This is a genomic window from Enterobacter sp. UPMP701, assembly GCF_053709515.1.
In genome coordinates, this window is the sequence record NZ_JBSKJN010000011.1 from 46,161 (window position 1) to 60,939 (window position 14,779).

Annotated in this window: 18 protein-coding genes; 11 read left to right on the forward strand and 7 right to left on the reverse strand. The window is 52.2% G+C overall.

All coding sequences use genetic code 11. The features are described from left to right. Positions 1-39: 39 nt before the first annotated feature. Complete coding sequence (soxS, locus tag ACWKXT_RS19455) at positions 40-366, forward strand: superoxide response transcriptional regulator SoxS (RefSeq protein ID WP_013095071.1); 327 nt, start codon at positions 40-42, stop codon at positions 364-366. Between the two features lie 6 nt (positions 367-372). On the opposite strand, the gene ACWKXT_RS19460 is transcribed toward soxS, so the two are convergent. Then, a complete protein-coding gene (locus ACWKXT_RS19460) occupies positions 373-1,938 on the reverse strand; it encodes an EAL domain-containing protein (RefSeq protein ID WP_454529216.1) in 1,566 nt (521 codons plus the stop codon). A 623-nt stretch (positions 1,939-2,561) separates the two neighbouring features. On the opposite strand from ACWKXT_RS19460, the gene ACWKXT_RS19465 reads away from it, so the two are divergent. After that, a complete protein-coding gene (locus ACWKXT_RS19465; RefSeq protein ID WP_008503385.1) occupies positions 2,562-2,843 on the forward strand; it encodes a YjcB family protein in 282 nt (93 codons plus the stop codon). A gap of 60 nt (positions 2,844-2,903) precedes the next feature. Here ACWKXT_RS19465 and ssb1 read toward each other — a convergent pair whose 3' ends face one another. Further along, positions 2,904-3,434, reverse strand: a complete 531-nt coding sequence (ssb1, locus tag ACWKXT_RS19470; protein ID WP_006177466.1) for a single-stranded DNA-binding protein SSB1 — start codon at positions 3,432-3,434, stop codon at positions 2,904-2,906. Between the two features lie 251 nt (positions 3,435-3,685). Between ssb1 and uvrA the strand changes: the two genes are divergently transcribed. Beyond that, a complete protein-coding gene (gene uvrA, locus ACWKXT_RS19475; protein WP_454533149.1) occupies positions 3,686-6,508 on the forward strand; it encodes an excinuclease ABC subunit UvrA in 2,823 nt (940 codons plus the stop codon). A gap of 3 nt (positions 6,509-6,511) precedes the next feature. Here uvrA and ACWKXT_RS19480 read toward each other — a convergent pair whose 3' ends face one another. The 4 genes from ACWKXT_RS19480 to tyrB all read right to left on the reverse strand — a co-directional run bounded on the left by ACWKXT_RS19480 (position 6,512) and on the right by tyrB (position 9,520). Next, positions 6,512-6,865, reverse strand: coding sequence for an MmcQ/YjbR family DNA-binding protein (locus tag ACWKXT_RS19480; RefSeq protein WP_014882150.1), 354 nt, complete (start codon positions 6,863-6,865; stop codon positions 6,512-6,514). Between the two features lie 2 nt (positions 6,866-6,867). Continuing rightward, positions 6,868-7,284: a secondary thiamine-phosphate synthase enzyme YjbQ gene (locus tag ACWKXT_RS19485; RefSeq protein ID WP_454533150.1), complete on the reverse strand. Its 417-nt coding sequence runs from the start codon at positions 7,282-7,284 to the stop codon at positions 6,868-6,870. Positions 7,285-7,396: 112 nt separating this feature from the next. Then, complete coding sequence (aphA, locus tag ACWKXT_RS19490) at positions 7,397-8,110, reverse strand: acid phosphatase AphA (RefSeq protein WP_454533151.1); 714 nt, start codon at positions 8,108-8,110, stop codon at positions 7,397-7,399. Positions 8,111-8,326: 216 nt separating this feature from the next. After that, a complete protein-coding gene (tyrB, locus tag ACWKXT_RS19495; protein WP_454529219.1) occupies positions 8,327-9,520 on the reverse strand; it encodes an aromatic amino acid transaminase in 1,194 nt (397 codons plus the stop codon). 206 nt (positions 9,521-9,726) lie between these two features. On the opposite strand from tyrB, the gene ACWKXT_RS19500 reads away from it, so the two are divergent. The 7 genes from ACWKXT_RS19500 (at position 9,727) to ACWKXT_RS19530 (ending at position 13,221) form a co-directional block, all read left to right on the forward strand. Continuing rightward, a complete protein-coding gene (locus tag ACWKXT_RS19500) occupies positions 9,727-10,284 on the forward strand; it encodes a DUF2589 domain-containing protein (RefSeq protein ID WP_023334176.1) in 558 nt (185 codons plus the stop codon). A gap of 74 nt (positions 10,285-10,358) precedes the next feature. Continuing rightward, the gene (locus ACWKXT_RS19505) at positions 10,359-10,952 is read left to right on the forward strand and encodes a DUF2589 domain-containing protein (RefSeq protein ID WP_265195467.1); all 594 of its coding nucleotides are present in this window, start codon (positions 10,359-10,361) and stop codon (positions 10,950-10,952) included. Beyond that, on the forward strand, positions 10,952-11,401 hold the full coding sequence (locus tag ACWKXT_RS19510; RefSeq protein ID WP_454529220.1) for a lysozyme: 450 nt from the start codon (positions 10,952-10,954) through the stop codon (positions 11,399-11,401). The genes ACWKXT_RS19505 and ACWKXT_RS19510 overlap by 1 nt, the downstream gene beginning before the upstream one ends. Before the next feature lie 14 nt (positions 11,402-11,415). After that, the gene (locus tag ACWKXT_RS19515) at positions 11,416-11,898 is read left to right on the forward strand and encodes a ribonuclease (RefSeq protein ID WP_454533152.1); all 483 of its coding nucleotides are present in this window, start codon (positions 11,416-11,418) and stop codon (positions 11,896-11,898) included. Between the two features lie 24 nt (positions 11,899-11,922). Beyond that, a complete protein-coding gene (locus tag ACWKXT_RS19520; RefSeq protein WP_454533153.1) occupies positions 11,923-12,459 on the forward strand; it encodes a hypothetical protein in 537 nt (178 codons plus the stop codon). Positions 12,460-12,530: 71 nt separating this feature from the next. Then, positions 12,531-12,935 (forward strand): hypothetical protein, encoded by a 405-nt coding sequence (locus ACWKXT_RS19525; RefSeq protein ID WP_080329967.1) that lies wholly within the window; start codon positions 12,531-12,533, stop codon positions 12,933-12,935. Position 12,936: 1 nt separating this feature from the next. Continuing rightward, a complete protein-coding gene (locus ACWKXT_RS19530) occupies positions 12,937-13,221 on the forward strand; it encodes a hypothetical protein (protein ID WP_454533154.1) in 285 nt (94 codons plus the stop codon). Positions 13,222-13,313: 92 nt separating this feature from the next. Here the strand turns inward: ACWKXT_RS19530 and ACWKXT_RS19535 are convergent, their stop codons facing one another. Beyond that, entirely contained in the window at positions 13,314-13,907 is a 594-nt protein-coding gene (locus ACWKXT_RS19535; protein ID WP_454533155.1) for a LuxR C-terminal-related transcriptional regulator, read from the reverse strand. Between the two features lie 296 nt (positions 13,908-14,203). Between ACWKXT_RS19535 and ACWKXT_RS19540 the strand changes: the two genes are divergently transcribed. Beyond that, the gene (locus ACWKXT_RS19540; protein WP_454533156.1) at positions 14,204-14,758 is read left to right on the forward strand and encodes a hypothetical protein; all 555 of its coding nucleotides are present in this window, start codon (positions 14,204-14,206) and stop codon (positions 14,756-14,758) included. Positions 14,759-14,779: the final 21 nt, after the last annotated feature.

The following is a 14,779-nucleotide window of genomic DNA, read 5'->3' on the forward strand; positions in this document are numbered from 1 at the left end:
AATCAACCGAGAAAGTTGTATCTACAGAGGGGCAACCTTATGTCGCATCAGCAAATTATTCAGACACTTATTGAATGGATTGATGAACATATCGACCAACCGTTGAACATTGATGTGGTCGCAAAAAAGTCGGGCTATTCGAAATGGTATTTACAGAGAATGTTCCGCACCGTTATGCATCAGACGCTGGGCGAGTACATTCGTCAGCGCAGGCTGCTGCTGGCGGCACAGGCGTTACGCTCAACGCAGCGGCCTATTTTTGATATCGCGATGGATCTTGGCTACGTCTCGCAACAAACCTTTTCCCGCGTGTTTCGCCGCGAGTTTGACCGCACGCCAAGCGACTACCGCCACCAGTTGAATTAAAGCGTATCAGTGCAAAGGTTGCTGCTGCCAGGTCATAAACTCCTGGGGCGGCATCGCTTTCGCGAAGTGCCATCCCTGACAAAACTGAACGCCGCGCTTCAACAACCAGCTCACCTGCTCTGCCGTCTCCACCCCTTCCGCGATGGTTTTAAGCCGCAGGCTTTGCGCCATCTCAATAATATGCTCGGCGATCAGGTGGCTGGTACTGTTGGTCGTTAAGGTATCGATAAACGATTTATCGATTTTCAGAATATCCACGTTCAGCGAGTAGAGGTTGTGCAGGTTCGAGTAGCCCGTACCGAAATCATCGATCGCCACTTCATAACCCGCCTGACGGAAAGCCTGAATCACCGGCGTGGTTTTCGGCACGTCGATAAAACCGCGTTCCGTCACTTCGATTTTAATTTGCTGGGCGCGTACGGCGTAGTGGCGGGCCTTGTCAGAAATCATGGCGATCAGCCGCGAGGAGTGAAAATCCGTGGCCGACAGGTTAACTGAAATATAGAGATGCGGATGCGCCGCCAGGAAATGGCCCAGATCGCTGAACACCTCCTCAACGACGTAATCCGTAATGCGCTCGCTCATTCCCTCTTTTTCCGCCAGCGGAATAAACTCAGCCGGGCTCATCACCTGCCCGTCGAAACCTGGCCAGCGCAACAGCGCCTCTGCCCCCACGCACTGGTTGCTCTTAATATCGATAATCGGCTGATAATGCACACAAAGCTGGCGCTTGTTCAGCGCCCGGTGCAGTAACCGCCCCGGCGAATTAAGTTCACGATGGGTGCGGGACCACACCAGCAAAATAATAATGCTGCAGATCATGCCCAGCGGCAGCGTTAACGTCGCCTGATGATAGAGCATTTCATAAAACCGTTTATCTGACGTCGACACAATAGCGGCAATAGGTCGTTTTGCCGATTTTACGACAGTATAAAAGCGGTTATCTTTTTGAAATACTGATTCCTTATCCCGAATCATCGCGTTTAATAAAGAAACATTGGCTTTCTGGCTGAAGGAAAAGAATGCGTTCGTTACCGTGTCGTACACCCCCCATGCAAGGGAATGATCGGTGGACATCACTTCACTGTAAGAAAGCGGATTGACCACTACGACATAATTTCCGCGCTGCATATACGTCATTTTATAGCCAGTATAAAATGGTGTATCGCGAAAATAATAGATAGCGACGTCAGGTTTACGCGTGTAATTAGCGACGGGAATGGTGTAGGGTTCTTCCGGTGTAAAAACGGTCGAACAAAGAAAATTCTGACCTTCAGCATAAATTAAATCGGCAACAAACAGGCGACCACGAACAACGTTCAACATATATTGACGGTGCCCTGGCGTACAACGTTCACCCTGATATTTTTCTGCCTCGTCCCGGGCCAGCTCAACCTGTTGAATTACCAGTTCTGTTTTGTCTAAAGCCAGTTCAGCAAAGGTACGTAGCTGAGCGCTCGTTTCCGACACGGCTCTGAGCTGGGCAAACCATAGGGCAAGCATCACCGGCAGCATAACTACCATGATGATCCCTACCACCCTGAGCATTTTGCGCCGCGCGCTACGATTCATTTCCCGCCCTATATCCCTGCATGTTGTACGCCTGTAGTAATGAAGGCCGGATGCTTTGTTAAACAGGTGATTACGTTGCATGAATCATGCGAAGTTAGCAACTGACTTTTAGTATTAAAAATCTTAAATTTCGTTATGACGATAATATTTTCCCGTAAGCTAAACTGTAAGTATTCGTTCCGTTTCAATTAAGGAAAATATTTATCCAGCGCGTATGGGAGGTTGGAAGAGAACACAACAGAGGATCGCTGATTAAGCCAAACTTCTGGCGGCATGAAAAAAGTACAACTTCAACATGACATTTTATCCTATTTATTCGGGTATATTTTGTTCATTGATTTATAAATAATCAGCGCTCATCGGACTATTTTCATGATGAGAATAACGCGTCTTCTATAAAAACGACGTAGCCGGCTCGCCTCTTTCTCTTCCGCTGACCTCACCGCTTGCCCGGTGGGGAGGCCAGTCCGCCCTGCCCACGCTTTTTTGCGGGTAATAAAATCCCCCTTTTTGGCCGCACAGACACTGGCGAATAAATCAACAAATGTGATATAGTTCACACATATTGTGTAACGAGAAACACCGTTTCATTCAGTTCGTCTGTTTTGTTGAGGATGGGTTTTATGGCAACCATTACTACCAGCATGGTTCTTCTTCGCTGGCCTTTGTTGAGTGCGGTTTTGATGTTTTTAGCCAGCACGCTGAACATTCAGTTTCGTAAATCTGACTACGCTGGCCTTGCGGTAATCAGCACCCTGCTGGGGCTGGGCGCAGCATGCTGGTTCGCGACAGGCCTGCTTGGCATTACCCTGTTGGATATTGCCGCCGTTTGGGAAAACATTAAAGTGGTGATGGTGGAAGCCATGAGCCACACGCCACCAGACTGGCCAATGGTGATTACCTGAGCCCTCTATCAATAAAAAAACCCAGACGATGTCTGGGTTTTTTGTTTTTGCATCCGTGGATCAGAATGGAATGTCGTCGTCGAAGTCCATTGGCGGCTCGTTAGACGGCGCCGGAGCAGACTGCTGCTGCGGACGAGACTGCGCGCCGCCGCTGAACTGGTTGCCGCCCTGCGGCTGCTGAGGCTGACCCCAACCGCCCTGCTGCTGATTCTGACCGCCACCTGCCGGTGCGCCACCGCCCTGACGGCCACCCAGCATCTGCATGGTGCCGCCCACGTTCACCACCACTTCCGTAGTGTACTTCTCAGCGCCGGACTGATCGGTCCATTTGCGGGTACGCAGCTGGCCTTCGATATAGACCTGAGAACCTTTACGCAGATATTCACCGGCCACTTCGGCCAGTTTGCCAAACAGCACAACGCGGTGCCATTCGGTCTGCTCTTTCATCTCACCGGTCGCTTTATCACGCCAGGATTCGGAAGTAGCCAGCGTAATGTTGGCAACTGCGCCACCACTCGGCATGTAGCGTACTTCCGGGTCCTGGCCCAGATTACCGACGAGAATCACCTTGTTTACGCCTCTGCTGGCCATGTGCGTGTCTCCTGAATACGTTTCTTAATAGTGTAAACGCGCGAGTGTACCATTTCCATGCTGCACTTTGATAGTTGCGTAGCACGTTCCAGAGTTCTCCCGCGAACTCGACATTGTTACACAGTGAATCAGAAAATGCATTCCAATACTGTATATTCAAACAGGTCAAATTGTGTCATAATTAGCCGTTTCTGACAGCCGTTTGTCCTTCAAACAAACCAGGCAATCCGTGTTCCAACCGGGAAAGGTGAATGGATAAGATCGAAGTTCGGGGCGCCCGCACCCACAATCTCAAGAATATCAACCTCATAATCCCTCGCGACAAACTCATTGTCGTGACCGGGCTTTCGGGGTCTGGCAAATCCTCACTGGCTTTCGACACTTTGTATGCCGAAGGACAGCGTCGTTACGTTGAATCACTCTCGGCGTACGCGCGTCAGTTCCTGTCGCTGATGGAAAAACCGGATGTCGACCACATTGAAGGGTTGTCCCCTGCTATCTCCATTGAGCAGAAGTCTACCTCGCATAACCCGCGCTCCACGGTCGGTACTATTACCGAAATTCACGACTACCTGCGTCTGCTGTATGCGCGCGTGGGCGAACCGCGCTGCCCGGACCACGACGTCCCGCTGGCGGCCCAGACCGTCAGCCAGATGGTGGATAACGTGCTGTCGCAGCCGGAAGGCAAACGCCTGATGCTGCTGGCGCCGATCATTAAAGAGCGAAAAGGCGAGCACACCAAAACGCTGGAGAATCTCGCAAGCCAGGGCTATATCCGCGCCCGTATCGACGGTGAAGTGTGTGACCTGTCGGATCCGCCAAAGCTGGAGCTGCAGAAGAAGCACACCATCGAAGTGGTGATTGACCGCTTTAAAGTGCGTGACGATCTCGCCACGCGTCTGGCTGAATCCTTTGAAACCGCGCTCGAACTCTCTGGCGGCACGGCCGTGGTCTCCGACATGGATGACCCAAAAGCGGAAGAGCTTCTCTTCTCCGCCAACTTCGCCTGCCCGATTTGCGGCTACAGCATGCGCGAGCTGGAACCGCGTCTGTTCTCGTTCAACAACCCGGCGGGCGCGTGCCCGACGTGCGACGGCCTTGGCGTGCAGCAGTATTTCGACCCGGACCGCGTGATCCAGAACCCGGAGCTGTCGCTCGCGGGCGGGGCCATTCGCGGCTGGGACAAGCGTAATTTCTACTATTTCCAGATGCTGAAATCACTGGCGGAGCACTACAAGTTCGACGTTGAAGCCCCATGGGCGAGCCTGAGCCCGAACGTGCACAAAGTGATCCTGTTCGGTTCTGGTAAAGAGAACATCGAGTTCAAATACATGAACGATCGCGGCGATACCTCTGTGCGTCGCCACCCGTTCGAAGGGGTGCTGCACAATATGGAGCGCCGCTACAAAGAGACCGAATCCAGCGCGGTGCGCGAAGAGCTGGCGAAGTTCATCAGCAACCGCTCCTGCGCCACCTGTGAGGGCACGCGTCTGCGCCGCGAAGCACGTCACGTGTTTGTCGAAAACACGGCGCTGCCGACCATTTCAGACATGAGCATCGGCCACGCGATGGACTTCTTCAACAGCCTGAAGCTCTCCGGCCAGCGCGCAAAAATCGCCGAAAAAGTGCTGAAAGAGATTGGCGATCGCCTGAAGTTCCTGGTGAACGTTGGTCTGAACTACCTGACGCTTTCCCGCTCGGCTGAAACGCTCTCCGGCGGTGAAGCCCAGCGCATCCGTCTGGCGAGCCAGATTGGTGCCGGTCTGGTCGGCGTGATGTACGTGCTGGATGAGCCGTCTATCGGCCTGCACCAGCGCGACAACGAACGCCTGCTCGGCACGCTGGTTCACTTGCGTAACCTCGGCAACACGGTGATCGTGGTTGAGCACGACGAAGACGCGATCCGCGCGGCTGACCACGTGATCGACATTGGCCCAGGTGCGGGCGTTCACGGCGGCCAGGTGGTCGCGGAAGGGACGCTGAAAGACATCATGGCGGTGCCTGAATCGCTGACCGGCCAGTACATGAGCGGCAAGCGCAAAATTGAGGTGCCGAAACAGCGCGTAGCGGCAGATCCGGAAAAAGTGCTGAAGCTGACCGGCGCGCGCGGCAACAACCTGAAGGACGTCACCCTGACGCTGCCGGTAGGCCTGTTTACCTGTATCACCGGCGTATCCGGTTCCGGTAAATCGACGCTGATCAACGATACGCTGTTCCCGATTGCACAGACGGCGCTGAACGGCGCGACGCTGGCCGAACCTGCGCCGTACCGCGACATTCAGGGGCTGGAACATTTCGATAAGGTTATCGACATCGACCAGAGCCCGATTGGTCGTACGCCGCGTTCTAACCCGGCGACCTATACCGGCGTCTTTACGCCCGTACGTGAACTGTTCGCCGGCGTACCGGAAGCGCGTTCGCGCGGGTATACGCCAGGACGTTTCAGCTTTAACGTGCGCGGCGGCCGCTGTGAAGCGTGCCAGGGCGACGGCGTAATCAAGGTTGAGATGCACTTCCTGCCGGATATCTACGTGCCGTGCGACCAGTGCAAAGGCAAGCGCTATAACCGCGAAACGCTGGAGATCAAGTACAAAGGCAAGACCATCCACGAAGTGCTGGACATGACCATCGAAGAGGCGCGCGAGTTCTTTGACGCCGTTCCTGCGCTGGCGCGTAAGCTGCAAACGCTGATGGACGTGGGGCTGACCTATATTCGTCTGGGGCAGTCAGCAACAACGCTGTCCGGCGGTGAAGCACAGCGCGTCAAGCTGGCGCGCGAGCTGTCCAAACGTGGAACCGGTCAAACGCTCTACATTCTTGATGAGCCGACCACCGGTCTGCACTTTGCGGATATCCAGCAGTTGCTCGACGTCCTGCACCAGCTGCGCGATCAGGGCAACACGATTGTGGTTATCGAACATAACCTGGACGTGATTAAAACCGCGGACTGGATTGTCGATCTCGGCCCGGAAGGCGGCAGCGGCGGCGGTGAAATCCTCGTCTCCGGTACGCCAGAGACCGTTGCAGAGTGCGAAGCCTCGCACACCGCGCGCTTCCTCAAACCGTTGCTGTAATCGTTACACGGAGAGTTGCTGTCGGGTCGCTTCCGGCAGCAGCTCTACCGCCTGCTTATAAGATGCATCCACCAGATAGTAAATTTGCGAGCCTGGCAGCGAACCATCCAGATAAACGGTGCTCCAGTGCGCCTTATTGAGGTGCTTGCTCGGCCTCACGTCGTCATGCTGCTGACGTAACAAATCCGCCAGTTCCGGGCTGGTTTTCAGCGACGCCGCCGGGCGCCCCTCCACCTCTTTCACCATCGCAAACAGCACGTCTCCCACTTTAATCTGCGTGGCTTTCCAGTCGCTATGGACGCTCTGCTCCGCGCCAGGTTTGCTCATGCAGTACTGAAGTAGCTCCGAAATTGTCATCTTTATTCCCCTTGTAGCGTTGCGATAATTTTACGCGAACCACCGTGAATGCGATGTTCTCCCAGCCAGATCCCTTGCCATGTGCCCAACAGCAGCCGTCCGTTGTGGACCGGCAGCATCAGCGAGACGCCCAGCAAAGAGGATTTGATGTGCGAAGGCATATCGTCTGCCCCCTCATAATCGTGCTCATAGGGGGCATTGTCCGGAACGCTTTTAAGGAAATGCCGCTCCATGTCAGACCGGACACCAGGATCGCAATTTTCATTAAGCGTGAGAGAGGCCGATGTGTGCTGAAGCAGCAGATGCAGCAAACCCGTTTTGACGCCCGACAGGTCGCGGAGTTGCCCGACGACTTCGTCCGTCACCAGGTGAAATCCGCGCGGTTTCGCGCTTAAGGTCAGGGTCTGTTGATACCACATGAGCTGCTCCGTTCTGAAAGATGAATCTTTCTAAGTGTGCAGCAAGAAGGCGAAAGGTAAAACCCGCAGCGGCGGATTTGACCAAAAAAGAATCAAACTCGCCGCTAATGAACTAATACTCGGAGTTAACGATCACCTCTTCACCAAATTTTCCGGCCATTGGCAGCGGTCGATAGGTCGAGTTAGAAGCGCGTAACACCCTGATCCCTCTGACGCCCACGTCCTGTGCGGCGGTGATGTCGTTATCCGAATCACCGTAGAACACTTTGATATTTTTCTGTTCCAGCCACTGGGTTTTGGTGTTTTGCCCTTCTTTGTCACCCGCAAAAATCACCGGATTCATGCTGGCCCCCGGGATCTGGAAATCGTCCTGCAGCGTTTTAGAGACGGTTTCGGTTTTGGTCTGGCTACGCCCGGTGACGAAGTAAATACTGTCGCCGCGCTTAACGTGCATGGCGATCAGCGCGCGGGCCACCTCTTTCGGAATGCTGAACTCATCCCAGCCGTTATTCATTTTTTCCCAGAACTCCGGGTTCTTCAGATACGCTTCGCTGTCCGGGGAATATGTTTTCTTACCGCGCCAGAAACCAGGGCTTGAGAACAACACGGTATCGTCAATGTCGAAGCCCACGGCCATTGGCGGGCGGCCCATCAAACTGTTTTCGATTTGTGCCACAGAGACCCAGTGAATAGGTGCCTGCTCGGCAAGGATGGCGGCGGTGGTGCCGGTGTAAAGCGGCGTCGGTGCGGAAGCTCGCGCGACGACGGCGCTATTAAGCGAGAACAATAAGCAGGCGGCGCTGAGCGCCAGTGTGATCTTGCGCATATTTTCCCCTGAATATTCAGTTTGTTATCTTTATATTTTGAGTGGATGGTCAAAAAACTATCCGACCATAACCCCGGCGGGAGGGGAAGGAAAGGAGTTTTTACTTATCAAGCTGAATAAAAAGAAGACGATCACATAATGCCGGGCATCCTGTTTGTGCGGCCTGATGCCCTCACCCCAGCCCTCTCCCACGGGGAGAGGGAGGTAAGTGAATACTTACATTACCGCAGCAAACGCCTGCGCCACGCGCTGAACGTTGCTGGCATTCAGGCCCGCTACGCACATACGGCCGCTGGCGATCAGGTAGACGCCAAACTCTTCGCGCAGACGATCAACCTGTGCCGCGCTCAGTCCGGTATAGCTGAACATTCCGCGTTGCTTGAGCAGATAGTCGAAGTTATGTCCCGGCACGGCCTCTTTCAGCACGTTCACCAGCTCCTGACGCATAGACAGGATACGCATACGCATCGCTTCCACTTCGGCAAGCCACGACGCTTTCAGCTGCTCGTCGCCGAGCACCGTCGCCACCACCTGCGCACCAAAGTTCGGCGGGCTGGAGTAGATGCGGCGCACCGTCGCTTTCAACTGACCGAGTACGCGACCTGCCGCTTCGGCATCCTCACACACCACGGACAGACCGCCAACACGCTCGCCGTACAGGGAGAAGATTTTTGAGAAGGAGTTGCTGACCAGCGCTGGCAGCCCGGCGCTGGCAACGGCGCGGATGGCGTAAGCATCGTCTTCCATGCCCGCGCCAAAGCCCTGGTAGGCGATGTCGAGGAATGGGATCAGGTTGCGGGCCTTCAGCACCTCGATCACCGCATCCCACTGGGCATGGGTGAGGTCCGCACCGGTTGGGTTATGGCAGCACGGATGCAGTAATACGATACTGCGCGCCGGCAACGTGTTCAGTTTTTCCAGCAGCGCGTCAACGCGCACGCCGTTGGTTTCGCTGTCGAACCACGGATAGGTTTCGACCCTGAAGCCTGCACCCTCGAAGATCGCAACGTGGTTTTCCCACGTCGGGTCGCTGACCCACACGCCGGAATCCGGGAAGTACTTTTTCAGGAAATCTGCGCCTACCTTCAGCGCACCCGAGCCGCCCAGCGTCTGGATAGTCGCCACGCGCTTTTGCGCGAGCACCGCGTGGTCCGCACCAAACAGCAGCGGTGCGATGGTGTTGCGGTAGGTGTTAAGCCCTTCCATCGGCAGATAAAGAGAAGCACCGTGCGGAACAGCGTTAAGGCGCGCTTCGGCTTCGGCCACGGCTTTTAATTGAGGAATGATGCCGTCCTCGTTGTAATACAGGCCAATGCTGAGGTTCACTTTGTCGCTGCGAGGATCTTCTTTGAAACGCTCCATTAAGGAGAGAATAGGGTCGCCGGCATAGGCGTCAACTTTCTGAAACACGCGATGGTTCTCCGGAATTCGATGAGGCAGGAATTTCAACAATAAACCGGAACATCACGCAACACCACCCCTTAAGATTATCCTGCGATCGGCATAGGTTTTTTGCACCTGCTCGCCATGACATTTACCCAATATTTTCACCCTCCAGCTTTCCGTAATGTGACTCCTGCGCAACCGCGCATTCACTGATTCAAGGAGTTCACATCATGGATTCACAATTTATTGGTTCAGTCATTAACGCCCTGCCGCTGGAGCATATGATCGGCGGTCCGCTGCAGGCGATGATCAAAGCACAGGTTCAGGCGAGCAAGGCCTATACCGACTTCCTGCTCTCCGTCTGTATTAAAGACGGCAAAGCCGTCGCGATCGAGTTCGACTACGACGAAACCGTGGTAGACGAACAGGGGGTCAATAAAGGCAGCGTGACCCGCAAGATGAGTATTCCGCTTCTTGCGGCGGTCACCCACCCTATCATCTGTATCGAAGACGGCACCATCGACTTTGAGCTGGAAGTGAGCCAAAGCGAGGCCAGCTCAAGCAGCACCGAAGCGGAAGCCTCCGTGGAGGCATCGGTCGGCTGGGGCGTCTTTAAAGCGAAAATGACCGGCAAAGTCTCGCATAAATCTGAGCAGACCCGTTCAACGGATACCCGCGCGAAATACTCCATCCATACGCAGATTAAACGCCAGGAGCCGCCTGAGGCCCTGCAGCGCGTCATTGATTATCTGACCAACGCCAAGACCAAACCTGTCGCCGCGCAATAACGTTCACGCCGCGACAGAAGTGCGATTCCGTAACGCAGGGGCTGCCTGGGGTGGCCCTTTTTCAGGAGCGAATTATGTCTTTTAAAACATGGCTGCGCGGCGGCAAGGATGAAGAGCCGGAAAACAAGGCGGAAGGAACGTCACCGCCGGTGCAGGACAATACCCCCCCGCCGCCGCCGGCGGATATCCCCGGCATGCCGATCTCGCTGGAAGATATCACGCGCGGGATGCAGTACGCGGCCACGGCGGCCAACGAACTGATTGCTCAGCAGTATATGAAAGCGCTGGATCCCTTTTTTGAACCCGCTGAAGACGGGTCATTGATTCCGCGCACCGTGCAGCTGGCGCTTGATGAGAAACACTATTTTGACCTGCCCTTAGTCGCGCTTTCAACACCGCGCGGGCTGATGCTGGAAAAGATGAAGGTCAACCTGACCATCCGCACGGAGGGTATGCAGACACCTTCGCGCCAGTCCGGTGAAAACGAATTTGGCCGCTTTCACGTCACCCTTTCGCCTTCAAGCGATAACAAAGGTGGGCGTGACAGCCGCCACGTGGATGTGGAGATGCAATTTACCGCACTTGCGCCACCGGAAAGCGTCATGCGCTTGATTGACGAGTACACCAACAAAGTGATTCCCCGCCCGAAAACAGAGGAGACGCCGTAATGCAAAAACAACCAGAACGAACAGGTGAAAAAGGCATTCAGCTTATTTGCCAGTTTGAAGGGCTGAAGCTGGAACGCTATCGCGATGCCGTGGGATTGTGGACCATCGGCTATGGCCATTTAATCCTTAAAGAGGAGATGGAAAAGCTCACCAAAATCACTACCGGTGAAGCGAAAGATCTGCTTCGCAAAGATCTGAAACGCACGGAAGGTGGCGTGAAAAAGCTGCTGAACCAGCCAGCAACGCAGGCGCAATTCGACGCGCTGGTCTCATTCGCCTTTAACCTCGGCGTTGGCAATTTAAAAAAATCAACGCTGCTCAAAAAGTTCAACGCGGGCGATATCCAGGGCGCCGCACTGCAGTTCAAAAGCTGGAATAAGGCGGGCGGTAAAGTGCTGGCTGGTCTGACGCGTCGTCGCGACGCCGAAATGAAATTATTTCTTAGTTAATTCTGGAGGTTAACATGACGTTATCTGTGACATTTAAAAAAGTCGTTTTCTTTGCATCATTGCTGGCCGTTATGCAGGCCAGTGCAGCGTTACCCACCTGCGAAAACGAGATTAAGGATGTTAACACCTTCCTGTCTCTACAGGGCGCAGCCCGAATAAATGATGTGGATGACCTGGCAAAAACATTGCGCAGCCTGACACAAACCGGGCGCCTGCCAGCGCGGTATATCACCAGTGATGAAGCGAAGCGCCTGGGCTGGTCGGGTAGTGAAACAGAAACACTGTGGGGTCTTAAACCTACCAATAATAAATGGATAGGCGGGGATAACTATATCAGCCCGAAACTCCCCTCAGCGCAATCCTGGCTAAGTGCCGATATAGATGTTTTTAAAGGATACCGGAGTCCCAAACGACTGATCTATACCCTTTCCGGGCCACAGCGCTATATCACTACCGATAAATATCAGCACTTAATGGAAGTGAATTCCTGCCAATAATCCATACGTTAACAGCGGAGAAGCATGATGGAGCTGAAAACAGAATGCCTTCCTGCAGGCGTGCTCGGCTTTAAGGCCTGCAAATTTAAAGCAAAAGAGTGGGATCCAACGAAATATCGTAAAGAAACAAAAAATGATGAGGAATGGTCTGGGTTTTATGTTGGCAGTACGGAAACCCTGACACTCGGCTATATGCCGGATTGCACCGACAAGCAGGGGAATGGGATGGCCTACCTGAATATCGTGAACATTAATACCCCCGCGCGTATTATTGTCTGTCACGATGAAAGGTTTAAATCCCCAACGCAAGACAAACCTGCGTTATTAAAAGAGCTTAAAGAAGCGTTACGCAGAATGGAAATTCCTGTTGCGGATAGCGATTTATTAATACCCACGTTGGCCCGCTATCGTTTCTACTTCAAATGTTATAACAATGAAGACAGTAACGATATGGAAATTATTATCCCGAATGATCTGGCTGATAACATTACGCTACAAAGCTATAAGCAGCAAAATTTCATAAATGGGGTCGGCCAGGCACTTGTCAATTATGGCAAATAGGCTTCGCGGCCAGGCTTGTACTGAACACAAGACCCTCCTTTGAGGGTCTTGTTATCAATGAGGAAATAAATATGCATGCTTCCATTCCTCCGGCATTAATTAGCGCGTCACTCCTGGCCCTTGCAGGATTATTCGGTGGTGTAAGTATCTCTTTTTTCTGGCAACCGCAGCGCTTACATCAGCACAGCAAGTTCATTGCGGGCATCATCTTTGGTGGAATCAGTATGGGGGCCGCCGTAGCGTTAGGTGGCCTTGCCGCAAGATGGTTAAAGATTGATTTAAACCAGCCGGATATCACCCTGGGGTTAGGTTATATTTTGGGGGCGATGAGCAATGGTCTTATTGTCTGGCTGGCTAATTTTTTCCGCCGCCATGAACAGCAGGATATTTTTGATGTTGCCTCCGTCATCAAGAAAAGAGTGCGTAATGAGACACTCCCCGACTCATCCCTGATCAATACGGATAAAGAGGATTAACATGAACAGCGTAACGGACTGGTGGATGTTATTCATCACAATCATGCTGGATCTTTTCATTTCTTTTGTGATCCTCTTTTGCGCTTACAGTAAAAGAATCAACAAACAACCTGCTCTCTATAAGACAGGATTTGCTGCGATTGCCTTCGGACTCTTTGCGCAGAGTGGGTTAAATATTGAAAGCTTACTGACAGGGCATGATAATTTAAGCGCCAGCGTCCCTTTCTGGTTTCTTCAGGATGCTGGTACCTTAATGATCATTATTCGTTTCTTTTTAGAAAAATAAACGATGCACAAAAAATGCGTGACAAACACCATCGTTGTCACGCATTTATTTAAATTGAAGATTTCAGACCAGAATGAAACAACAAGAATAATTTATTTATCAATATACTTAAAATACAGCCTCGCCGCCTGTGTGCGATTATTCACCTGCAGCCGATGGAATATTGATTCCAGGTGGACCTTAACGGTACCTGCGCTAATATTCAACTCTCTACCAATTTTCTTATTTGTTCCGCCATTTGCCAGTAAACTTAATACTTCTTTCTGGCGCTGACTGAGCATGAGAACCGGCGAATTCACTGTTGATGAGCCCCTCTGCATAATGACCTGCTCCGGAATACAGATAACACCCGATAATACCACATTGATAACCTGCATTATTTTTTCAGCAGAGAGTGACTTTGTTACAACGCCTCGTATATTATGATGCTGGTAAAGGTTAAAATTGCGCTCGCACGTTTTACGGAACATTATCACTATCGGAACCGTCGGCCATTCCAGTTCGAGTTCATCACTGAACCCAGAATAGTCCATATCGCCATCAAGCAGTACAATCGAAACAGGCGTTGACTTGAGGACTTCTTTTGCATCTTCGTAGCTGTTGGTAGCAGAAAAAGTACATTCTGGCATGACTCGCTTCAGTTCATTTTTCATACCATGAATGTAGATCGGTGATTCATCGATCATCAATATATTCATCTCAATTTAACCTCATCTGAGTACTATTCTTTTAGGTTATGAATATCAACATATTCCGAAAATGAGTATGAGCGCTAATTGAGATCTTATAAAACATCATTTGCCATAGGGTAAACATCATATACAGCATGACTAAAATTAAGATGAAGCATGAGTACAATTCACAAATAATGTTCTGCATCATTTTCTACGAAAAATAGCATTTCCCACAAGGCATATATTCATCGATAACGCTGCCGATTATTATTTCTGTGCTGTAAACACAATTAACAAAGGAGAAAGATATGCCGTGGTTAAATCAATATGGTTTTAATTACAAAAATATGGTTTACCAGAATTCGTGCTTCCCGAATTGCCTGCAGATGGTTCTGGCTAATTTCGGTAGCTATTCCCGCAACGATATTCTCGAAAACCAGTGGGATACTCTTCAGGTTGCCCACCATCTTCCTGGTCTTGCCGCGCAGGCGCCGAATGAAGATGACGTTAATCGCAACCTGGCGCGTACCGATCTGAAAGGCGCAGGCTGCCGAATCATCACGCCTTCAATGCTGGGAGATTATGTTAATCGTCAGGCACTGGAGCAGGAGGCACAGCACTACCTGGCTGACTATAGCGCTATGATTATCGGCGTCGGGCATGCGACAGTGATTTACCGGACAAGCACGGGGTTTGTGCACGTGATCCCTTCTCCGGACATCAACCAGGTGCACGTTGAGCACTATGCAAACCTGGATATTGATGTTGTCGAGCATCAGGGGCAACACGCTGTGCGCGTGATTAACAGAGCGAACGGGCAACCCATTATTGCCGGAACCTTTGTGATGCTGCTGCGCCCATAAAAATGAGGGTGGTTCCCGAGG